The 22,147-nt window shown below is 51.3% G+C and carries 25 protein-coding genes; 2 read left to right on the forward strand and 23 right to left on the reverse strand.

Going from position 1 to position 22,147, the window contains the following annotated elements:
• Positions 1-189: 189 nt before the first annotated feature.
• From AC0TN7_RS07990 to AC0TN7_RS08000, 3 genes are all read right to left on the reverse strand, one after another.
• Positions 190-1,458 (reverse strand): Y-family DNA polymerase, encoded by a 1,269-nt coding sequence (locus AC0TN7_RS07990; RefSeq protein WP_473702012.1) that lies wholly within the window; start codon positions 1,456-1,458, stop codon positions 190-192.
• Between the two features lie 2 nt (positions 1,459-1,460).
• Positions 1,461-1,880 carry a translesion error-prone DNA polymerase V autoproteolytic subunit gene (locus tag AC0TN7_RS07995; RefSeq protein WP_248038068.1) on the reverse strand — a complete coding sequence of 140 codons (420 nt, stop codon included), beginning with the start codon at positions 1,878-1,880 and terminating at the stop codon, positions 1,461-1,463.
• A gap of 229 nt (positions 1,881-2,109) precedes the next feature.
• Positions 2,110-3,669 (reverse strand): tail fiber domain-containing protein, encoded by a 1,560-nt coding sequence (locus tag AC0TN7_RS08000; RefSeq protein ID WP_082221675.1) that lies wholly within the window; start codon positions 3,667-3,669, stop codon positions 2,110-2,112.
• Between the two features lie 126 nt (positions 3,670-3,795).
• Here AC0TN7_RS08000 and AC0TN7_RS08005 point away from each other — a divergent pair, with 126 nt between their 5' ends.
• Positions 3,796-4,158 (forward strand): hypothetical protein, encoded by a 363-nt coding sequence (locus AC0TN7_RS08005; protein ID WP_248038070.1) that lies wholly within the window; start codon positions 3,796-3,798, stop codon positions 4,156-4,158.
• Here the strand turns inward: AC0TN7_RS08005 and AC0TN7_RS08010 are convergent.
• The 8 genes from AC0TN7_RS08010 to AC0TN7_RS08045 are packed head-to-tail and all read right to left on the reverse strand — an operon-like array spanning position 4,123 to position 11,734.
• A complete protein-coding gene (locus AC0TN7_RS08010) occupies positions 4,123-4,764 on the reverse strand; it encodes a hypothetical protein (protein ID WP_028013323.1) in 642 nt (213 codons plus the stop codon). The genes AC0TN7_RS08005 and AC0TN7_RS08010 overlap by 36 nt on opposite strands.
• Positions 4,761-5,063 carry a hypothetical protein gene (locus tag AC0TN7_RS08015; protein ID WP_248038073.1) on the reverse strand — a complete coding sequence of 101 codons (303 nt, stop codon included), beginning with the start codon at positions 5,061-5,063 and terminating at the stop codon, positions 4,761-4,763. The genes AC0TN7_RS08010 and AC0TN7_RS08015 overlap by 4 nt, the downstream gene beginning before the upstream one ends.
• Positions 5,057-8,497, reverse strand: coding sequence for a TipJ family phage tail tip protein (locus tag AC0TN7_RS08020; RefSeq protein WP_473702013.1), 3,441 nt, complete (start codon positions 8,495-8,497; stop codon positions 5,057-5,059). The genes AC0TN7_RS08015 and AC0TN7_RS08020 overlap by 7 nt, the downstream gene beginning before the upstream one ends.
• 53 nt (positions 8,498-8,550) lie before the next feature.
• Positions 8,551-9,285, reverse strand: coding sequence for a YnfC family lipoprotein (locus AC0TN7_RS08025; RefSeq protein ID WP_244140984.1), 735 nt, complete (start codon positions 9,283-9,285; stop codon positions 8,551-8,553).
• A gap of 35 nt (positions 9,286-9,320) precedes the next feature.
• Positions 9,321-9,911, reverse strand: coding sequence for a tail assembly protein (locus tag AC0TN7_RS08030; RefSeq protein WP_473702014.1), 591 nt, complete (start codon positions 9,909-9,911; stop codon positions 9,321-9,323).
• Entirely contained in the window at positions 9,911-10,633 is a 723-nt protein-coding gene (locus AC0TN7_RS08035; protein ID WP_048223484.1) for a C40 family peptidase, read from the reverse strand. The genes AC0TN7_RS08030 and AC0TN7_RS08035 overlap by 1 nt, the downstream gene beginning before the upstream one ends.
• A gap of 1 nt (position 10,634) precedes the next feature.
• Entirely contained in the window at positions 10,635-11,390 is a 756-nt protein-coding gene (locus tag AC0TN7_RS08040; RefSeq protein WP_473702015.1) for a phage minor tail protein L, read from the reverse strand.
• Positions 11,387-11,734 (reverse strand): phage tail protein, encoded by a 348-nt coding sequence (locus AC0TN7_RS08045; RefSeq protein ID WP_473702016.1) that lies wholly within the window; start codon positions 11,732-11,734, stop codon positions 11,387-11,389. Before AC0TN7_RS08045 ends, AC0TN7_RS08040 begins: the two co-directional genes overlap by 4 nt.
• 696 nt (positions 11,735-12,430) lie before the next feature.
• Here AC0TN7_RS08045 and AC0TN7_RS08050 point away from each other — a divergent pair.
• Entirely contained in the window at positions 12,431-12,691 is a 261-nt protein-coding gene (locus AC0TN7_RS08050) for a hypothetical protein (RefSeq protein ID WP_048223493.1), read from the forward strand.
• Positions 12,692-12,755: 64 nt separating this feature from the next.
• On the opposite strand, the gene AC0TN7_RS08055 is transcribed toward AC0TN7_RS08050, so the two are convergent.
• The 12 genes from AC0TN7_RS08055 to AC0TN7_RS08110 all read right to left on the reverse strand — a co-directional run bounded on the left by AC0TN7_RS08055 (position 12,756) and on the right by AC0TN7_RS08110 (position 22,147).
• Complete coding sequence (locus tag AC0TN7_RS08055) at positions 12,756-15,668, reverse strand: phage tail tape measure protein (protein ID WP_473702017.1); 2,913 nt, start codon at positions 15,666-15,668, stop codon at positions 12,756-12,758.
• The gene (locus AC0TN7_RS08060; RefSeq protein ID WP_473702102.1) at positions 15,668-15,979 is read right to left on the reverse strand and encodes a DUF1799 domain-containing protein; all 312 of its coding nucleotides are present in this window, start codon (positions 15,977-15,979) and stop codon (positions 15,668-15,670) included. Before AC0TN7_RS08060 ends, AC0TN7_RS08055 begins: the two co-directional genes overlap by 1 nt.
• Entirely contained in the window at positions 15,976-16,287 is a 312-nt protein-coding gene (locus AC0TN7_RS08065; protein ID WP_473702018.1) for a phage tail assembly chaperone, read from the reverse strand. The genes AC0TN7_RS08060 and AC0TN7_RS08065 overlap by 4 nt, the downstream gene beginning before the upstream one ends.
• Before the next feature lie 65 nt (positions 16,288-16,352).
• Complete coding sequence (locus AC0TN7_RS08070) at positions 16,353-17,024, reverse strand: phage tail protein (RefSeq protein ID WP_473702019.1); 672 nt, start codon at positions 17,022-17,024, stop codon at positions 16,353-16,355.
• A gap of 66 nt (positions 17,025-17,090) precedes the next feature.
• Positions 17,091-17,501 carry a DUF4128 domain-containing protein gene (locus AC0TN7_RS08075; protein ID WP_473702020.1) on the reverse strand — a complete coding sequence of 137 codons (411 nt, stop codon included), beginning with the start codon at positions 17,499-17,501 and terminating at the stop codon, positions 17,091-17,093.
• Positions 17,498-18,082: a hypothetical protein gene (locus tag AC0TN7_RS08080; protein WP_473702021.1), complete on the reverse strand. Its 585-nt coding sequence runs from the start codon at positions 18,080-18,082 to the stop codon at positions 17,498-17,500. Before AC0TN7_RS08080 ends, AC0TN7_RS08075 begins: the two co-directional genes overlap by 4 nt.
• Position 18,083: 1 nt before the next feature.
• Entirely contained in the window at positions 18,084-18,434 is a 351-nt protein-coding gene (locus AC0TN7_RS08085) for a hypothetical protein (protein ID WP_473702022.1), read from the reverse strand.
• Entirely contained in the window at positions 18,434-18,916 is a 483-nt protein-coding gene (locus AC0TN7_RS08090) for a DnaT-like ssDNA-binding protein (protein WP_473702023.1), read from the reverse strand. The genes AC0TN7_RS08085 and AC0TN7_RS08090 overlap by 1 nt, the downstream gene beginning before the upstream one ends.
• A 36-nt stretch (positions 18,917-18,952) precedes the next feature.
• Complete coding sequence (locus AC0TN7_RS08095) at positions 18,953-19,252, reverse strand: Ig-like domain-containing protein (protein ID WP_165602943.1); 300 nt, start codon at positions 19,250-19,252, stop codon at positions 18,953-18,955.
• Positions 19,234-20,187: a major capsid protein gene (locus tag AC0TN7_RS08100; protein ID WP_038419633.1), complete on the reverse strand. Its 954-nt coding sequence runs from the start codon at positions 20,185-20,187 to the stop codon at positions 19,234-19,236. The genes AC0TN7_RS08095 and AC0TN7_RS08100 overlap by 19 nt, the downstream gene beginning before the upstream one ends.
• Positions 20,188-20,198: 11 nt before the next feature.
• Positions 20,199-20,969, reverse strand: a complete 771-nt coding sequence (locus AC0TN7_RS08105) for a hypothetical protein (protein ID WP_118283747.1) — start codon at positions 20,967-20,969, stop codon at positions 20,199-20,201.
• Between the two features lie 80 nt (positions 20,970-21,049).
• Positions 21,050-22,147, reverse strand: a complete 1,098-nt coding sequence (locus AC0TN7_RS08110; protein WP_473702024.1) for a phage minor head protein — start codon at positions 22,145-22,147, stop codon at positions 21,050-21,052.

The raw sequence follows: 22,147 nt of genomic DNA on the forward strand, positions 1-22,147 counted from the left end.
ATGTGTGGAACACTACATCGCTTTTGTATAAATGACAACAGCTTATAGGTACAGCCGGGAATTGTATTTGTTATAAATACGGATTAATCCACCTAACAAGTGGTGGCGATACCTTGATCCGGACAAGATATTTTTGCAGTGCAACAACGTCTGCAATTGGTACAAAGCGGACCAAGACATCAGGAATACTTATCGGACTCTTAGCAGATCTGTATATCTCGTCGTATATCGAGGCGACAGCATTTCTCGCTTCATTTGCCACTGTTGCTGAATGCCTTGGCCAGCAAAATAAAGGGTTCCCTTTCCATCTTTAGCATTCAGGTGATCGAGCACTTCCATCAACCTTTCGCTGCCGGCCCGCGGCGCATTCTCATCGAAAAGGTTTAGTTGGGCCACACCCTGACTGAAAAAATCCCCAAGCATGATCCCTGCCTTCTGGTATCGGTGGCCATCCTTCCAGATTTTGTCCAGACACTTTACAGCGGTGTTGATGATGTCGCGGGAATCCTGAGTGGGGGTGAGAAGCTTCATTGACGCACTGTTGCCGTAATATGGTTCATTTAGGGCAAAGGGGGATGTCTTCACGAACGCCGAGATAAAACGGCAATACTGATGCTCACCGCGTAGCTTTTCTGCACCACGCGCCGCATAACTGCAAATAGCCTGGCGCATCTGTTCGTACTCGGTGACGCGTTCGCCAAACGACCGACTGCAGACGATTTCCTGCTTTGCCGGCGCGAACTCTTCCAGATCAAGACATGGCTCGCCGCACAGTTCTCGGACGGTTCGCTCGAGTACAACATTGAAGTGTTTACGGATAATCCAGGTGCTTTGCTCGGAGAGGTCCAGAGCCGTTTTGATGCCCATAGAATTGAGCTTCTTGCTGATACGCCTTCCGACGCCCCATACGTCTTCTACTGGTACCAGAGCCAACAATCTGCGCTGACGGTCGATATTGGACAGGTCCACTACCCCGCCCGTCTGCCGCTGCCATTTCTTTGCGGCGTGGTTGGCGAGTTTAGCGAGTGTTTTTGTCTGGGCAATGCCAACGCCAACGGTAAGGTGCGTACGCTTCAGAACCGTAGCGCGGATCTCTTTGCCAAAGTCAGTCAGATCCCGGCAGTTCCTAACACCCGTCAGGTCACAAAAAGCTTCATCGATACTGTAAATTTCGACGCGAGGACTCATTTCCTCCAGCGTTGTCATTACCCGGTTCGACATGTCTGCGTACAGCTCGTAGTTACTGCTGAAGCAAACAACCCCAGCGCGCCGGAATAGATCCTTTTGCTTAAAGAAAGGCTCTCCCATGGTAATTCCGGCGGCTTTGGCCTCGGCACTGCGCGCGATTACGCAGCCGTCATTATTCGAGAGAACGACAACCGGGCGCCCTCTCAGGTCAGGCCTGAATACGGTCTCGCAAGATGCATAGAACGAATTCACATCACAGAGCGCAAACATACTCATCTCGCCGATTTGACGATGAAAGTAACAACGCCGAAAACGTCCAGCGTATCTTCGCTGCCTACAACAATCGGACTGTAGGCGCTATTCATTGGGATGAGTTGGACTGTCGGGCGTAGCTGCAGGCGTTTAACAGTAAATTCCCCTTCCACAGCGGCGATGACAATGTCACCGTGCTCAGCTGTGCGCGAGCTGTCCACCACCAGCAGATCACCATCGCTGATCCCGGCTTCGATCATTGAATCACCTGCGGCTTTGACGAAATAGGTGGAGCTCGGATGAGCGACAAGTAACTCATTGAGATCGATACGCTGTTCAACGTAATCAGCTGCGGGGCTTGGGAAACCACACTGAACTAAGTCACTGAAAAGCGGGAGAGCGATAATTTCTCGCAGTTCTGTTGGCCTGATGAATTCCATTGCACACACCTCAAATACTGTTTTTATATACAGTAGTTTTATTTGTAAGTGTCCGCAAGATACAGGCCCTATCGTCACTGCTTAAAGCTTCGCCGTTTCGTTTGTAAGTTTCTCTCTCGTTTCGAATTATCTCTTTTGTAAATTTTTCGATAATGGCAGCGTGTAAGCAGACCCGAGTGAGACAAAGCCAGTTGAGTACCTGCACGGGCTGCGGCTGAAAGCTAAGACTTCATGATTCCGCTATTTTTAGCTTAAGCTCTTGGAGCTCTTTCTGTGTTGTCTCTAACTGTTTAATGACGTAGTTCAATGCCAGCACGGTATCAAGCAGCAGCACGTTACTGTCCAGCGCTAAAGTACCCGCCCCGCGAACAATCTCACCCTCTTCATTTTCGCACGGGCTACCCGGAACCTCTTTCACATAATCCGGATCGATCTGCATGACATCCTGCGCTATAACACCGCGACGTACTCTGCCTTCATCATCATTTTTATAAATGAACGTAGAAGGTTTCAGGGCTTTGATATTGCTGTAGGACTGACGGCCATCATTGTAAGTGATCTCTTTTTTCAGCGAGGCATCTGATGTTGGCTGTTTAGAAAATATATAGTTACCAATAAAGCCGCCATTACCTGAGACAGCAATATCGCCTGTGGTCAGGCTGAAGGCAAAGATACGAGTACCTGCCGAGCCACCGTCCCCGTGAGTAACGATCTGTATCTCAGGCCAGTTTGCCGTGCCGCCGCTGATTGAACCCATAGCGGTAGTGGCATGATAACCTCCTGAGCTATATGTACTCCAGCGCAGCGCTGGAACATACCCTGCATCGTTAGGTGTTACCAGGTTAGTACGGGAAAATGCATTATTAACGTTGTTCTGGTCATTTATATCGAGATAACCGCCACCACCACCGAGACCCGGAGCAAGGTGACAATTAGCCTGATATATGCCACGAGGAGTCCAGCGGAAATCAGCATTTGAGCTTATACCGTCATAGAGATTCATTTGCACGCGGGATAAATCAGTTCCTGAACCACGTACAGCGCCTAGCCTCCAAGTGCCAGCATAGTAATTACCAGAAAGCCAGTTAACATAATTCTCAACCGGACCGTCTGAAGCAACGTTACCCAAAGTAATAGCCTTATTTCCGCCAGACCCTGAAGCAACTCCCACTATGTTTCCTGCAGATGCAACAACGCCACCAGTAACAGTCCCACCTGCTTTACCTTCTATTGTCTCAAGACGCGCATCGTCCCCTGCTGCCACCGTTCCGGCCTCTGTTCCAACGTTCCTGGTGGCGCTGTCTCCTAAACCAAGGTTTGTGCGACTCCCTTCTGCAGTCGTTGACCCTGTACCTCCCTGCTCTAAAGGCAGGGCACCATTAGTACCTTTCTGGGCCAGTTTGCCGATACCAGGGATAGTTACGGAGGTTCCGTTGATCGTAACGGCAATGTTCTGGTTGGCTGAGGTTGTTGCGAACGTCTCCCACGCGCCGATGTTCTCGTCATACTCTTTGATAAGCTGCGACATCGCCTGTGCCAGTCCGTCGACAGAGATATTGTCGGACACCATGATTCCATACTTCTGGCCGCTCAACACCGGGGAAGCAGCTGGCGTAACCGTCATTGACGTGGCGCTGTTCACGGATGAAATCTGGAACATCTGAACCGGGTTAGACATGACGATAATCGTCTGGCCAGCGCGAACCTGGCTGGCTGGTGCCGTCCAGTTTGTACCCGTCCCGGTAGCGGTATTTCCGTTGATAGCAATGGTTCCAGTGTTATAAAGCATGAACTACCTCACGATAATAACGATCGTTTAAAGCGATCAATAATGTAGAATTGATCGCCCTTATCAATCTGACTATTTTTTAAACTCAAATAAAATGGATATTTCCGCAGATACAGGAATGTAGAAATGAAACAATTATTTGCCGTGGCACTTTTGCTGGCGGCTGGCTGTGCCAATAAAGACAGAGACTATGCCTTCAAAATGGATTACCCGGTGGATGCGGCGCGCATATCTCTTGGGGGAGATATTCATGTGAATATTGACTGCGCCACGAGGGAAGTTAAGGTAATTTCAGATAGCAGTAATGGCATTTTCAGCCGACATATAAATAAGCGGATCAGCAATATCTGTTATAAGAAAACAGATAAGCTTGATGTCGTATACCACTTCGAACCTGCAAAAGGTGTGAAGCAAGACATGATCGCTACTCAGTACCCACGCGTCCCGCCGGTATCAAATACCGACAAACTGAGCGATGGGAATTCGTAACCCTCGCCCCTGAAGTGTCTGGCTCCAGTTGCGCTGATTTTTTGTGATGTACCTCCCCTGCAGCTGTGAGCCTGTCCATTTGAGTACGATCCCTGAATAACCAACAACCGTACCGTCGTCACTGAGGTTACCAGGGCAGTTGTTAACCAGAATCCACGGATTAAAACTCAGGTTTACCGCAAAGGTATTGTTCTGTAGATCGTAATTGGCCGGCACGTCGAAAAAGCCCACCACGCGAGGCATTTTTGATGCAGAAGCGGCGCTCCAGATAAGATTCCCGGCATTATCGAAAACATCCAGATAACCGCTTTGCATTCCAACGTTTCTTGACGTACGTATCATGCTGCCTGCATTGTCTTCATGAAGGTCGGCACCGGGCAGGCCATACTTATTAGTATCCAGTTGCAACCAGCGTAAGGTTCCATCATTCCAGAACTGCGGCTGGGTAAAGCCCAGTGTACTTCCGTTTCCAAAAGGACTATCCACACGGTAATGTCCTTTGTCAGTCACTGCGCCGAGCACACGCTGATCATAAAAAATGGTGGACCTGTTTTGCGAATCGACGAGCAACTTCCCGGCACTGTTGTAAACTTCGAATCCGCTCATTGAAAGTTATAAACCTCAACTGTGAAAGTGAATGCAGGACTACCAGTGGTCGGTAAATAGAATGCAGTGAAGCCGCCATTAAAAGCGCGGCAGTAATATTCATTTGCAGTTACGTCAGTTGTTACAATGGATATAAATGAACCATCCTGGGTTATACCGGAAAATGAAAAGTCTTTCGCCGTTTCCCCGGCAGCAAATGTTACTGTTGTGCTTCCAATATAGCGGATAGCATAATCACTTAAATCAACAGCAATACGCCCGACGCCGTCCCAGCATTGCAAACCCTGTGGCATTACCATAACCCCATTCTGACGCGCAGCACGTTGTTGCTGTCGTAGATTTGAATGAGCGTGCTCGATATCAGCATCCTTCCGCCACCGCCCACACCGTTAATTTCAAACGTTCCCCCTTTATCAAGTTTCCAGCCGGCTGATCCAGCCACATAGTTATTGGATTGAATAAAGTTGCCGATTTTGGCGTTTTCAATGGTACCGTCCTGAATGAAGCTGGCCCTGATGAACGTCTGCCCATTCTGAATTACAAACGGCAAAGCAACGCTGTTACCGGCTGCAGTAGTCACGGCAAAACGGTCGGCCAGGAAGATAACCTGCGACTGCATCCCGGATGGCGTATTTTCCACCCCGATCCCCATTCCAGCGGCGTAATACTGCCCATTGCTCGTTACCCCAACCTTGATGTTGTACATCGCGCTGAGTTGACCGTTTACGTTCGCAATAGCCTGGGCGTTGGTTGTTATCGCCGCCGTATTACCGTTTATGGTCGCAGTGATGGCGTTTATCTGCGTCGCCGTGGCCTGCTGATAATTCGAAACCGTCTGGCTCAGACTGTTGATGGATGCCGTATTACCGTTGACGTTCGTCTGCAGGCTCAGCAATGCGCGTGCCGTTGCCTCCTTGTCAGTGACGATCACCTCATCAATACGGTCCAGCTGTGCGCTGTTACCGGCAACCGAAGCCGACAGGGTTTTACGCGTGGCCACCTGGGCAAGATTGGCCTGGATTATCGCAATTGCCGAGTTCTTCACGCCTCCCGTCATACCGTCCATCGACACAGAGATCTCGTCTATCTTCAGTTCGGCCTGCGCCAGCCCGTCAGCGTTCTCCTGGATGTCTTTCGCCTGCTGTTCGAGTTCGTCGGCGTGGTTTTTGATTTCGTCAGCCATGCCAGCAATTGTTTCATTGCTGTCCACCGCGTTCTCGATCAGGTCTTTGAAGGTATCCGAGTCTTTAATTTCCTCCAGGATCACATCGGTGATGTCGGAAACATCAATACTGACCTGTCCTCGCACCCATTCTGTGTACCCTGATTCGTTGCCGCTGCGGTCCACCAGCTGCGCGCGGTACCAGAAAATCTGCCCAGCCTTAAGGCCCATCTGCTGATATTTGCGCTGCGGGTAAGGCACATCGGCCAGCAGCATCGCATCGTCTTCGGAACCGGTAAGGCTGTACTGAATTTCAGTCTTCAGCGTATCGTCGGTATTCGCCGGGAATCCCCAGTTCAGCTCGATACCGAATACCACGTTTTCAGAAGCGATGAAGCCAACCGGCTTCGGTGGGTTGCCCACTTTACCCGTCAGCGTTTTCTCTTCTGAATAGCCCCATCCGGATGAAATTTCTGCGGCATTGATTGCGCGCACGCGCACCAGGTAGCGCCCGGCATAAATCCCGGGGACGTCGAATGACGTGGTGGAGCTGTGCGGCACGTTAACCCAGTTCCCGTCGTTGCGGCGCCATTGCGCTTCATAGGCGATAGCGTTCTGCGCCTGGTCCCAGCTCACGCGCATCGTTTCGACGCTGATATTTTGCTGCACCACGGAATAAGAGCTGATCACGATGTTTGCAGGCGGCGACTGGTTGCCCGGCGGGATCACGCTCACCGGCCGCTGGTCAATCATGGCTCCGGTATCAATGCGATCGAATTTATCCGGATCGTGATTTGCCCCCGTGATGGTATAAGTCCCGTCATTGTTATCGGTGACACTAATTACCCTGTACTGCTGCGCATAGAGTTCATCAGATTCAATAACCCATACAGCCTCAGCCTGCGGAAGTTCGCTAAAGGCGGTTGTCACGGTGGCCATTTCGCCGGACAGGGACTGAATCGTCCGGGATTGGGTAATACCCGACGGCAGGTTTACCATTATCCTGTCACCGGCCTTAGCACTTGGTACCCGGTCAAGTTTGAGTGCACGACCATTAACTGCGGATAATCGACCGCCTAAATCTCTCCCTGAAAGATTACGGTCAGAAACGGCAATTATGTAGCCAGGCTGAGGGATATTGCCGTCCAGACCAACGTCGAACGTTACAACCCTGTCTTTATTGTTGGTCAGGATCCCCCATCGCCCTTTTCTGTTAGCCTCAGATTGCCGGGTGCAACCGATGCCGGTGATCTCAAGCTGGTTGAAACCATAGCGCGCCACCAAAGCCTGCTCGAAGATGGGCTCCATTGCATCAGCATAGCCATTTGCCGGATCAGACCAGGATACAAGAGCGTTTGTATAGCGACTTTTGGTTGTGCTGCTGGAATATACGAATTTGCCGTCGACAACGTTAGCATGCGTGTAAGTAAAATCGACATCTCTGGGCATGTCTGCAAGGGCAACAATCTGGTCGTCTCCCCAGTAGGTCATGCCTCGAAAAATGGCGGCGAAGTCACGCAGGACGGTGTAAGCGTCATTCCGATCCTGAATGTATACGTTGCAGGTGTAACGAGGTTCAGTTCCGCTACCCCCCTTACCATCCGGTACCGGTTGATCACAATATTGAGCGACCTGATAAAGAGTCCATTTGTCGATATTGGCTGCCGTTAGCCGATTACCAAGGCCGAAGCGGTCAGTGACCACCAGATCGTAAAATATCCACGCAGGGTTATCCGTCCATGCCCACTTAAATGCGCCCGTCCAGGTGCCGCTGTACGTTCGTGTTTCCGGGTCATAGGTATCGGGCACACGAATAACACGTCCGCGAGGCTCGCAGGAAATTTGCGGAATTGAGCCATTGAACTGGCTCGAATCAAATTCGATGTACAGTAGCGCGGTGTTCGGATAGCGAAGTTTGGCGTCGATTATTTCTGTGAAGCTTTGCAGCGTCATCGTGTCGCCAATCTTCGCGCTATTGGCATCGGCTGTAATTTTGCGCAGCCTGATGGTCCAGGTGCTGCCCGCCTGAGGTAAATCAATACGGTGGCTGCGTTCATAACCAGAGGTGGTTTTCCCGGTCACGCTGGTATTTAGCACCGTCTGCCAGGTGCCACCATCTGTCTGCATGTCAATTGCGTAGTTGACCGAATAGCCAACCAGATCGCCATCGTCCTCCTGTTTGAAGAGAGAAGGCCATTTTAGACGCAGGCGAACAGCTGAAAGCTGCGTATTGGTGAACGTGCGCGTCCATGCAGTGGTGCTGGAAACTTCGGAACCTACATTGATTTCATTTTCGGTACCCGGGATCCCTTGAATGTATTTTTGCGCCTGAGTTCCAGAACGAAACTCCCACGCCACACCGCTGAAGTTCTGCGAACCATCTGCGTTCTCAAGTGCAGTGCCATCGAGATAAATATCGCGCGCAGTCAGGCCACCAGCAAACTCCCCCTCTCCCAGCGCGAGAAGGATTTTTGCCTTGGCTACTGACTGCAGATCGTCTGGCTGTTCCGTAGGAGTTCTTGAGCTTGAACTGCCGCCCTTGCGGCCTTTAATAGCGGTTGCTATAGCCATATTGCGCCCATAAAAAAAGCCACCCGGAGGTGGCTTATTGAAATGTATTTAACCTAGTAGAATTCAACTTTCGTATTCGCTGTCATTAATACTGGCTTCGGCACAGGATTCCCTGCGCTCTGCATTGTTACTTTACATATTTCAGGGACAAGCTTTTCGCTATAATGACAAGTATTCGTTGCTGTATAACCTTCCGAGTAAACTGATGTGTTTATAATTTTATAATCAAGAGGCTTCCTATCTTTATCAACATAAGATATTTCGTTTTTAGAGAGGACCTTACCAGAACCATAAAACTCAGAACGTATCAAATTAGAATTATCATCATAAAAATGCTCAGATATTTTCTTACCCAAATAATAGGTGTCTTTAATTAAGCCATTCGAGTAAAGACTATATCGCAACTCGTCACCATTTTCATTTTGAGTCAAAATATTACATTTTTCATCGAGCTGTATAGAGAAAGGCTTACCATCTCTTTGGCCAACAAGACTTCCATTGCTATTTTTTAGATTTGTTTCATGACCAGACGAAACGTTATCAAGATCTAAGCTTTCGACACAACCATTCTTAGCTAGTCTGATGGAGATTTTATAAGTGACCTTACCATTTTCTTCAACATTAGTATCTAATGATTTGACAGCTCCTTTAACTGGATTGAAATCAAAAATAGTAGATAAATTATAGAGGAGAGGTATGTAATGGTTATCAGCTAAAGCCATGCCTGAAAATAAGGAAGTACAAAGGAAAAGAGTAGATATTTTTTTCATTTTTGAATCTAAGCTCAAGTTACCCCATATTAAGTAAGCCCATTACAGCATGCTTACTGCTGATCTTCAACATAGATACCGGCGGAGATGATCGCGCCACCTATACGGCGCCGTCCGTACAAGAGCGGCACAGGATTACCCTGGGCTGTCGTATTGGTTACTCCCCCAAAGGCATAGCTGGCCTTGTTGTCTGCCGATTGCTTGCTGGCAAGTCCGGTTGTCTGTGGAGAAAGCATTTGAACGACACCGCCAAGGGCCATCGCAGCGCCAAATTGCATTAGAGGAACGCCGACAGCACCACCGCCAAAGTATGACGCCACAGCACCAACTGCGACCAAAGCCACGCCTAAGATGGTCTGGAATACTCCACCACGTTTACTCCCGAGGATGACCGGTGCGATACGGATATCAGCGCAACTCTGATCCATAGAGAGTTCATCATCGTTCAGGTTACGCTTTCCACTGAATACAGCATAAGTAAGCCCACGCTGCTTGCTAGTATTCAAAAAACGCTCGAAGCCTGGCACGATTACGCACAATGCTCGGATGGCTTCTTTTGGTGAGGCTACCGAAAGTTGGAATTCGCGGCCAAACGTAGTACCCAAAACACCGTACAGGCGAACAGTACGGACGGATTCGCACATTATCCCTCCTGCATGATTAGGCTTTTATGCCTGACAATTTTCATGGTTCTCTCCATCCAGTACCCTCCATATGGCACACGTTGACTGAGGTGACCATAAAGATGATGGAGAAGCATGTTCCCCTTCAGCAATATTCCTGAATGGTTCCACTTATTCGATTCCACCTGCATGATGATCAAATCGCCCGGCATCGGTGATCCACTGAATTCTCGGAACCCACATTCGTACCAGCAATCCTGGTAGAAATTATCCGGATAGGAGTCCTCCCACCACGGATAATCAACACGGTAATCCTGAAGTTCGACATCTTGCTCCTGCCGGAAATAGCTCATCACCAGCCCCCAACAGTCGTAGTGTCCGAGCACAAACGGGCGCCCGAGCAGCGGCAATTCTCCGCGGGGAGTAATGGTACGAAAGTCTCCTTCCGGCCAACTCACAATATGCCAGGGCAGCATCGTTGCATCGCATTGAGCCTTGTCCAGTTCGCTTGGTTGGGTCGTCGCGTCAGGGTGACTATGTACGATTCCCGTTATCGTCCCCCAGTCTTCAGCAGCAGCGTAATCCTCTGGTGAAAGGTGAAACTGTTCCGTTGGTTCAGCCGCCAGGTTACGACATGGGAAATAGCGTTCCACCCGGCTTTTCTGCGCTATCACGCCACAGCATTCGCGCGGATATTCTTTCGCTGCATGCGCCAGGATGTCCTGAATTGTTTTCTGACGCATATTAGCTCCTGATCAAAGATGTTCCCGGAAAACCACCGAAAGGAAGTTCATTGTGTTCACCAAACCGAAGCTTGCAGGCGGTGAGCGTGCCGTTGCATTCATCCAATGAGGGATCGCTTACCAGATTGTTGTTTCTGTCGAAGTAAAGCGTGCCGGCATAATCGCACCCATCGCCGGTGCGGTACCTATTCCGGATGCACCATGTGCAAAGGGAATGCAGCTGTCTGGTCGGAATCATCAATCCCTGCAGATCCATCGGGCTGGTAAGAACAAACTCGATACTTTCACCGGGAAGCTCGCTATTTTTACCGTCGATATAGAAAACCCGCTTTCTCACCTGCAAGGGATCTGCTGTTGGATTTCCATCCGGGAAATTACGCGCATCCAGGTAATGCGCAAAAGTGTCATGAATCGTAACTTTGGCCTGCAGCATATCGTCATAGGCCAGACAGAGCGCAGTGATAGAACTGTCTATGTTGGCAACGGTGAGCGTCGGCTGGGCGCTACTGCCGTCGGTTGAAGCTTCCAGTCCCTCGAGCTTGTATGGCCAGGCACCATACTCTTCGCCCTGCCACCAGATACTCTTCGCCTTTAACTTTGATTCGTCGCCACCAGCAGCCGCAATCTCTTCTTCAGTATGCGGGAGGTTATAAGCGTGAAAGCGCAGAACGTCGTCCAGACCAAACGCAGAACCGTCTACCTCAAGAAGACGTATTTTTTCACCCGGTTCGAGGCGTTGATAATCTTCAGTAATCATGGTGCGTATGCCTGTTTGAAGGTTGCTTTTATGGTCATCACTTTGCTGGATAGCGGCTGGACTTTAATGGAATCAGCTTCAATCCGGTATAAACCGGTTTCGCCGACAGGAGATGTCCAGATAAAGGATTTTGTGATGTGTTTGCGGCAAAAACTCAGCACATCGAGCATCTCTGCCATTTTTCCCGTTAAGGTCATCGGCCATGACTGTTTTTCAGGGTTGATGCCTTCACCGGCGATCTGTTCAAAGCCGTCTCCAAAGGATGCAGAGCGTGTTGCGTAAGTGAGCTCCCCTTCCATTCCCGCCTGAATCTGGGTTCGCCAGGTAAATGTTTCGATCGCCAACTTTCCTCCGGGTATAAAAAAACCCGCCGAAGCGGGTCAATTGCTTAACAAAAATGATGTGTTCTTAAATGGAGTAACGTTGAAGTGCTGTCTGGCCATAAAATCAATAAGGTAACATCGCGCGGATTTCAGCATACCATTCGTTGACAGCGGGGATATCCCTTAAGAGCCAGAATCCTACGCCAATTAGCAAGAAGCTCGCTCCAAACTCAAAGATAATGCTGAACCAGTATTCAAAGGGCCTGGCATCCTTGTGAATGTACTCCTTTCGACTCGTTCCCTTGAATGTTTTGGTATAGATTCCCTTGCGCAGGTAGCCGAAAGACTGAACCAATGTTATAGGACCAATCAAAAAACAAGCACATACGGTAAACCAATATGAAAATCCCATCGCCCTTCATCCATTCATTGCATTAACACTATTATCGCATAGAAAGAATGCTAAATACCTACGATTGAAGGGTTAGTTATCACAAAGAACAGTAGTGGGATTCGTTTAATATTAATCTTTTGAAATGTTGTCGACGAACCGTGCGTTTTTGTGATTTGATAAAGAAACTCAAAAAAAGTCGAAGCGGTCACCCCTTCACATATCTAGCAAAATGCGGGTTATGAAAAGATACCTGTCTCAGGCAGTTAAAAACACCCCACTATAAATTTAGGTTAGAGCAACCCAATATTCGCGATTGAAGTCCTATGAACAGACTGACGACACTATATATTAAAGCGCGGGCCGGGCTGTCTCCCTATGAAAAGACACCTGAAGCATCATTGATTAAAATGGCTAAGAAATGTGGCCGCAATGAAATAGCCGCCATTAACATCAGGCTCAAACAGTTCCGCTCTGAACTAGCGATGGTTGAAGAGTGGGATGGAGATCAGCAGGACATGATATGGGATGCAATTGACGAGCACTGTAAGTTATTACAACTGATCACCGACAAACAGTCCACCTGAGTGGGCTGTTTGTCGTGCTAATCGTTAGAGCCCTGGAACGGTATTTCGAAGGACTGACTAAGCTTCATCGCGTTCCTTTTATTGCATTCCATAAAGGTGTCCCCGGCCGCTGCGCCTGCTCAGATATTACGTTAACTATTGCCGGCTTGAGCTGTTTGATGATATCCACATTATTTGCTGGAGCCGACCTTGTCGTTGGTTGCTCACGTCCCTGAATCACAACACCACCGACATTAACATTTATAGCGAAACTACCTCCCTGTAACCCGAACATCGGTGCGTTTCCGACGTAGCCGCCGTTTGCATACCCCTGAGCTCCACGCATAAGCGCATAGAGATTGCCAACACCAAGTGCACTGGTCGCTTCCTTCGTAAATACAAACTCACCACCATGAACTACGCCTTTCGGTTGGTACTTACCACCATCACCGGTGTAGCCACCGCTATCGAATCGCGGCACCAATCCACCACCTGAAAAACCAAAGAACGCGCCGATACCGGTTCCACCAAACGCTGACTTCATTCCATTAACCAAAGCCAGTTGCGTCAGCATCTGGGCGATGCCCTTGAGGAAAGTGGAAAGGAAATCTGAGAAGTTAGATTTACCTGTGGTGAAGAAATCAGTCAGGGTGCTGGCCATCCCGGTGAAGGCATTGCTGGTAATCGTCTGCAGCTGCGAGTAAACATTGGTCGCGCTGTCCTCAAATTCAGCCCAGCCCTTTTTCGCGCCGGTCAGCCAGTCACCGCGTAGCTGATCCTCAGCATCATAGTAATCGTTAGCTGCCTTAAGCTGTTTCTGGTATCCCTCTTCATCCAGCGAACCACCAGTATTTTTCCAGCCGGCGGCGAGCTGACTTTTTGCCAGCTCTCGCTGCGCCTGGCGGTCACTCATCCCCGCGCCACCCAGTAATGCGGCCTGTTTCTCAGCCATCTGCGTGACGTATTTCTGCGAGGCATCCATGCGCTTGTTCAGCAGTTCCTGAGCGGAAATCTGATCACCCAACAGGGCTTTCTGCCGCGCTAACTGTAGCACCTGGTCTTTACTCGCGAGCAGAGATTGCTCCTGCTTTGTCAGAGAGCGAGATCGGGAGGCCTCTTCCAGCACCTGAAATTTCGCTTCCGTAGTCCAAAGGTCTTTGCGCTGTTGGCTGATAGTGTCGTTCAGCCCTTTATGCTGCTGCAGCGCGCGTAACTGTGCCTGAAGCGCCAGCAGCTCGGCCTGGGCAGCATCCGTGCTGCGAACGCCAGCCGATAAAGTGCCCTGCTTTCCGGTTTGCGTCTTTTTACCAAAAGAAGCGACTCCTTCACGATCCTTCTGGGTGGTTGCGGTACTTAACTTTCTGGTCGTATCGAGGTATTTACCTGCACTGATATCAGCGGCATCCCAGTCTTTTTTCAGCTGAGAGACGCTGTCGCCATAAGCGCCGGCCATTTGTTCGTTGTAGTCCTGCCATCCCTGCAAAGTATCTGTTTTCGCCCAGTCGGGAACGAGGTTAATCGCGGCAGCGATAGAGGATGAAATGATCTGGTTCAGCTTCTGGAAAACGATCGCAACGCTGTAATAAATTGCGTTGAATTCCTTCAGAGTGTTTGATGCCAGCTCAGCTACCCACTGACCGATACTCTGCATGGCCTCAGACGCCCAGCCTTTGATATCCAGCCACAGGCGACCAAACGGTGTCAGCGAGTCATAAGCCTGCTCTCCGCGCTCAGCCATTGTGTCGCCAAACAAATCCATGGCCTGTGTAACTGCAGCAGTCTGGTCCTTCTGCTTCACCAGCTCATCAATGTGCTTAAGCTGCGAAACGGTCAGGAAATTATATTGTTCGTTGAGACTCTGCAGCGCTTTGACAGGATCTTTTTCGATGTCCTTATAGGCTTTGGTGATGTCCTGCGCTGAGACTATACCGGTCTGAACCGCCAGCGCCGTGGAGCCCGCTGCTTTTTCAAGTTGCTGCTGTGTCAGCGATCCCATGCCAACCAGCTCAGTCATCAAACTCTGAACGGTTCCTACAGTAGCGCCAGTAGAGGCAGCAATAGACTGGGAGGAAGCCATGATCTGGAGCGCTGACGTGCCGGCAATGTTGCCAGTTCTGATAATAGCCTTGTTGATTTCGTCGTAGGCGGTGAAATAGTCCGCTCCCGCTTTGGCCGCAATCAGTACAGCGCCAGCCAGGCCACCAATGGCCACTCGGGCAGGAGTCACCATCGACAACATCGCTTTCAGAGCATTGCCTACACCGCCAAACGAATCGCGCAGCTGGCCGCCCTGCTGAATGGCTACCATATAAACCGGCATGCCGGACGCCAATGAAGTTACGATGTCGGTCATTTGCATTGGTAGATAACGCATCGCGTTGCGGTATTGCCCCGCGCTGATCGCTCCTGACTTCCACGCTTCCTCCTGCTCTTTCAGTCGGGCTATCATCGGTGCAGCACGATCGGACACGCCAAGTTGGGCTGCTTTTAGCTCTAACAGTTCTGAGCGCGTTTTTCCGATTGCTGTGACCTGCTCTTCCAGCGAATCGATAAAGGTTTTGCCCGCCGCAGCTGCACGCTGTGCTGCCTGTGCCTGTTCAATGCGAGCCCGCCCCTCTGCGGTCTCAGACTCCATTACCTGTGCCAGTTTAGCCCGCGTTGTCTCAAGCACACTGTTGTAACGAGTAAAGTCCTCGTCTCCCACCAGCCCTTTACCGCGAAATTTCGCCAGGCTCTCCTGGATAGTGTCCAGCTCATCCAGCGCCTTGTTTACCGGACTAATTTTATTCAGCAGGTTCTGCAGTTCCTGACGCTGCTGCTTCAGGCTTTCGCTGTTCTTCTTCTGGTTATCGATGCCGGTGCGGAACGTACTGTTAAGGTCATCCGCTTTACCTGCCGCGGCGGACGCGGTCTCCTGAAAGCGATCCAGTGCCTGATTACCGCGCTCCAGCTCACTGGTATTTACACGCAGGGAAATCGTGGCGATATCGTTACTCATTACGCCCTCTCTTTATGCATAATTTTTAGCGCAGCACTTTCCATAACCCGGATGTCCGAAAGCGCGGTTGCCTCGTCGTCGACGTTGTGCAGACGCATTACCCAGGGCAAAACGTTATAGTCGAGCCCGGACGCGCCGCTCATCCCCGTTCGCCATTGCGTGCTGACAGCCTGAAATACAAGGAATGAAGGCCAGATATCGGGCCAGACATCTACGAAATTATCGTCATAGTCATCCAGCGTAAGCCCGTAAGGCGCCAGATCTGCCGCGGTGGGTTCAGGCGTATAGAACGCAGAGGCAACCGCTATCAGTTTTTTTCACGCTGTCCCATCAGCTCGCGGTAGTAGGTTTCCGGGATGGCCTTCATCGCCGCCGGATAGTTTTCCAGCAGCACCGACAGGTTTTCTGCGTTGAATGCATCGGGAAGTGCCCAGCCAGCAATGATTTCCATCAGAAAATCAGTGGCGGTTTTGCCTTCGAGTTTTTCCAGATCAGCCAGCTCCTTAAGTGGCTTGTGATTGAACGTGAACGTCAGAACGCCATCCTCATCGCCAGCTCGGGGGATCGAGACATTGGCCTTGAATGTAGGTTTGGGGTGAAGGGTGAATTTGGTCGCCATCGATACCTCTTAACGAAAAAAAGCCTCCGTGATGGGAGGCATGGAATGGTGAAAGCTCTGACGGGTCAGGCGGCAGCGTCAGTCACCTTGTAGAATGTCATCGCCGGTGACTGCAGGTTCAGCACCACACTTACTGTCTCTACCTCGTTAACCGCAGTAGTTGGCGTATCGTCAAAGGACGCCGTGGCAGCCCAGTAACGGTTTTCCTTCGCCTTCGGCACGTACATGTAAGCCGCAACCGTCTCTTCGTCTTCGTCCAGTTGGCGCAGCAACGGATATACCGGGAGAGTTGAGTCGTGAGCGATCGAGTAAGTCTGAGAGACAGCGGATTTATAGGTATTCAGGTTGCGCTGGCGATCATCGCTGAGGAACTGAATCTGTGTGGTGTTCTGATCGCCACCAGATTTCGACACCTCAGTAATTTGCGGCAGCTCGGTCCATTCAAGCACCTTGCGGATCGAACCGGTACCGCCACCAACGGCATATTTGTTTTTGTTGGTGGTATTGATATTGCGAAGAGTTACGGCGCTTTCGGCAATCGCATCAATTTTTGCAATGACGTTATCAACACCGGACCAGTTGCAGTTCACATGAACAATATCACCCACCTTGAGTGCGTCCGCTTCACTCACGGTGATCACCATATTTTCGGCGTTCGTCGCCCCGGTGAAAGTAATGGCTGGGCCATAACCCGATGCCAGATAGACGTGAGCGCCGTTAGGCAATGCAAAGCCCATATTGGTTACTCCTTTAGAAACGGGAAAACCGGCAAAGTGCCGGTCAGGTTTAGAAGATTGCAAGGATTAGCTAGAGATATCAGCTCGATAATTGAGACTAACGGGAACGGTATAAGAGACAGATGTAGTGATCCCGCGGAAAACACCAGGCGTTTGATCTATCCAGCATGTAAAACCCCTGCCTTCAATCTCCTGCCCCTCGGGGAACAATTCAGCCACGCGATCAGCCAGGGCCACAACATCGGTACGGCCTGTGCCGGCTGGGGCCACAACGTTAATCTGGTATACACCTGAATAAATGCGGCAGCGCAATCCAAGGTCTACCGTACGCGGCGTGGCGGGCATGTCATGGACAGCAAGATAGGGCCCATCAGATGGCGGTGTGAAAGGCACGTTTTCCCAGGCAACTGGGATCCCTTCAGCATCAGCCCACTCGCCGAGCCTGGCGGCCAGTGCCGACGCGATATCGGGAATCATTTATTCACCTCCCTTACTGCTTCCTCAAAAAATCGCTGAAACTCAGCAGCAGTAATGCGTACCATCCCTCCCGGAGCCTGGGAAGAGTGCCCCATCTCCAGTCGATACGCGTAAGGGACGTTGTTGCAGAAATAAATAGCCTTCATCCCGACTTTGAACAGCGACAGTGTGTAATTGCCGGCGGCTTTTGTCAGATTTCCGGTTTTATCGACACGGCCCGTTTCATCTGTGGTCGGTGCATCAAAAGACACCTGCCAGTTGCCCCGAAACCGTCCACCGGTATACCCGGGCGGCGCTTTGATATCCATCCCATCCACCAGTCGAGCCTTCTTCTTAAGTCGTCCGGTTTTAGTCAGGTTTGCAGGGTCCGATTTTTGCGCTTCGTTATGGTCGTATACCGCCTGATTGTAAGAAGCTGCCGTCTGGTTGATGCCCCAGAGTTCGGGGTTGCCGACAGGTGACATCATCACCAGTTGATTAAGGATCCGAATGCCGACAGCACGTATGACCGCTTCCTGATTCGCTTTGGCTTTGTCCACAAACGCGGTGATGGCAGCCGTGAACGCCTTGTTATCGCTCATGCTATGCCCTCAACTGAGATTTGTAGCAGAGCACCACACCGCCCGGTTTCACTGGATTAGGCTTAACTACGCGATGCCTTACGCCGTCCATGTCGATAAGATCGCCGGTTTTAATTTCCTTCTCAGCGGTGAAGACAATCTGTACATCTCCGTTTTCAATGACGGTTCCGTCAATTTCGCCTGGCGCGTAATCCGTCTTCACTCCCGTGGCGGTAAACTGGATATCCTCGGAACGATGCTCCACACCACCGATGACGATTAACGTGCCCTTACGTGTGACGTTATATGCAATGCCGTTCTGCTTGAGCATACGAGTCGTTTTCGCCTGCATTCGCTGATAGTTGATGGCCATTACGCGCGCTCCGCGAAAGCATTGATTGCATATCCACGCCCACCAGCCAGGTCGCCGAGAATAGCCATTACCGCCGGGTAAGTTGGCGTAAACACCTCACCGTCGGCAACCGCATAAGTTATGGTTACGGCGCCTTCGACACGTTCGGTTTTCACAGCGGCTTCGCGCACGCTGGAGAGTAAATCGCCGTCGATTGCCTCTACCGCCAGCATGCACTGCGCGGTGATAACCTGCCGTGGTACTTCATCCGGCGGGAAATCATGTTCATCCAGAACGACATTCACGCGTGGCCATGCCAGCGGCTGTCGAGGGTCTGCTTTGGAACCTACCCAATCAAGCCCTTCCAGATAGTCCATCGCCTTAATCAGTAAAGGCGCGAGCTTTTCAGGCAGCTCAACTCCTCTCAGCGTGGCAAATGACGCCAGTTCATCTTCGCTGGCGTAACTGTTAACGTCAGCGGCGGTGATATCAGTAATAATCATCTGAGCATCCGTTGAATGGGGCTTACGCCCCATCGGTTAGCCTGCAGCAGGTGCGGTGAAGGTGATTTCCTCACTCGATTTAGCAATACCATCAACAGTACCAGTGACTGTGAAAGTACCTGCCGTATCAGAGGTAAGTTTGACCGTCGCCCCACCAGCAGAGCCGGTTTGAGAACTGGCAGTGCTGAGCGTGCCGCCGGTTGAATTCCAGGCAACGGTTTTACCGGATACACCGGAGCCATTTAGCGTGTATTTCAGAGAAACAGTTACCGCGTCTGTGCTGTCAGCAGTTGCGGAGGTTTTATCCGCTGACAGCGTTACTCCCCCGCTGCGGATCCCAGCTTAATGAGCACGCCAGCCGTAGATTTGTTGCTGGTGAAGTGCTTCTTCCAGTTACCTGCAGTGCCGATTTTGGTCAGGTCTGGGTTATCGCCTTTGGAGGTATCCCAGCTGTAACCCAGCAGGTCGACATTCACCACGCCTTCAGCGCGGTATCCGATAGCCAAGTTTTCCTGGTCGTTGATGTCGTAGGAACGAAAGCCCGGCGCCTGAGACTCGGTGACAGTAACCGCACCAGCTACCAGCCCAAGGATCGCATCAGCGTCCATGGTGTCGGTCACCAGCACAGGTTTACCCAGCGTGCCTGGCTGCCCGCCGTAAACCACCACGCCCGCTTCTTCGTAGATTTTGTTGGCAATCGCCTCATCAACAATGTCGAAGTAGGTGGCAGAGTGCATCACGAAGAGCACCACACGGTTGAACTTGTCGCCGTACTTACGCAGGCCGCGTGTCAGGGTCTTTTTACCGTCGGTCTCAATATCGGCGGTTACGACCATGTCGGCGTTAGCACCAATCGCCGCAGTCAGCGCCTTCAGGCCATACTTCACGTAGCCCTCAAGTGTCGCGTCAGCCACATCAGTGCCGATTACTTCGGAAAACTCATCAACAGAGCGGCCGCGGCGTTTGAACGCTTCTTCAGTAGTTTCGTATGGACCATATTTCCACGGTGCTTTGACGGATACCGCTTCACCGGCGCCAATCTTCTTACCCGTCACTTTTTCGGTGGAGTTAACGTCACGCGATTCGATTGAGCCGCCAACCTTGTAGAAGGCACGCTTGCGGAAGTCGCCTTCAATCAGCTCGTTATCCAGGAGGATCGCTCCGTTGGAGGACGCGTTGAAAATTGCCAGGTTGTCCTGGCGGCGCTCGAGGAAAGCGGTCTGCGCCAGATCGTCATAAATGATCAGGTCACTATTAACAGTGGTAGGCATGGGTTAATCCCTTATTTCGGAAGTTTGAGGAAGGCCTGCTGGCCATGCTTGCGGATGTAGTCCGCTTTGTCGCTGGCGCTCATTTCGGAACGTTTCAGGCTGCCACCGCCGTTTGGTTTGTGTCCGCCCGCGCCGGTGCCTTCTGCGCGTGGGAAAAGATGCGGAGCCGTCTCCTTAAGAGACTCCGCCCACTCAAGCGGGCTTAGTGGAGTTTTGCCGTCTTTACCGAACAGAACATCGCCATTTGCATCAACTGCTACGGCCTCGCCTTCGTCGTTGAGCTGGAATGTGCCTTTGGCACGCAGAATCAGATCGTCGGATGCTTCCGGCAGCGCGCCAGCTTTTGAGGCTGCTGCACGGATTGCATCCCCCAGAACTCGATCCCGGAATTTGTTGGAGAACGCTTCGGCTTTGTCCGCGCGTTCATTTGCGGCTTTAATCTGCTTATCAACGTCAGCACGCAGACGCTCGGTGCGCTTATCGAGCACCTCATCGATTTTTCCGGCGGCAATCAGCTTTGCCTCTTCGTCGTCGGAAAAACGCTGGAGAATGCCGCGCACAGCGTCTGGATCGATACCTTCAAAGCGGGACAGGTTTTCTTTCTGCTGTTTAATGGTGCCCAGCAGTTCGCTATTTTTCGTTTTGAGGCCGGTGACTTCGCTGGTCACGCGCTCATCAATCAGCTTCTGGATTTCAGGCGTGATTTCGATACCACCGCCACCGCCGCCCTCACCGCCGCTTTCTGGTGCGTAATATTTCAGAAGCATGTTTCGAATTAACATAATTTCCCCTCGGGATTTTGCCGGGCCTCGCCCATAAAAAAGCCCCAGCGGATGCCAGGGCGTGAAGTTAGAAATGGTTGTTAGTTGTCAGTGCCAGATAACTGCTTCAGACGTTCCAGGGAAATCCACTCGCCTTTGTCAGTGAACATATCAGCCAGGTCGATTTCACCCGCACGGAACAAACGGCCACGCTCGGCACCCAGAACCTGATCCTGGCGTTGTGCCGACTGGCGCGCTAGCCATTCCAGATACGAGGTTTTCCCCGGCACCTGTCCATCCATGCTGGCACGAGTCCCCTCGTCCATCTCGTCGATATCGATGCCAAGTTCGCGCCACGACTTGAGGATCAGGGTTTCGGTAGAACGACAGCAAAAATGAATTTTCCCGGGCCCCTGCAGGTAAGGCACCTTATGCCCGACCGGTTTGTTATCCAGGGTGTAGCGCAGCAGGTCACGAATAATGCAGTCGTGGCTGGTTTTATTGTCCAGCGTAGACAGCCACTGTTTACCTTTCACGATGTCGCTGTTGGCACTGGTGAAGCTGTTGCGTGCTGTGGCAGCCAGATGATTCACGGCTGTTTTAGCGATGCTGGCGGCATTTGCCCTGCTCATCTGCAGCGCCCCGTCGCGATAGTCTTTGTTGGCGTGGCCACGAACATTGCGCGCGATAGTTTCTACCGTGTCGCCAGCAAGATAACCCCTGCGAACAGCGTTCACGATACGAGCCAGCCTGTCCGATTCCAGATTATCCGCCCACTCACTCAGCAGCCGCCCCTGAAAGGGTTGCGCCATCGCCGCGGCATACACCATATCGGCGGTGATGCCCTGCAACGGATAGTGAGACAGGACCTGTGATGGCAAAAGGGAATCGAACAGGCTCAGCTGATAACTGGCTTCGTTCTTTGCCAGCGCCACCAGCTCACTCTCGAGCCCTGCATGCATGGTGGCTACGGCCTGATGGTTAAGCTCGCGCACGCTGCCCAGTAAACTCTCCAGACGGCTAACGGTGAAGCTCTCCGGCGGCAATCTGTCCAGCGCATCCAGTAGCCGCGCTGAAAGATCCGCGTCCGTCTCGTTAAGCAACTTCACCATTCGGTTTGCCACGCCAGTGGCGTAGCGGCTTAACCAGACGGAATGTGCGATTGATTCATCTCGTAGGCTTTCGTTAATGGTGGGCAT

Source organism: Enterobacter sp. PL_is511, from assembly GCF_055816065.1.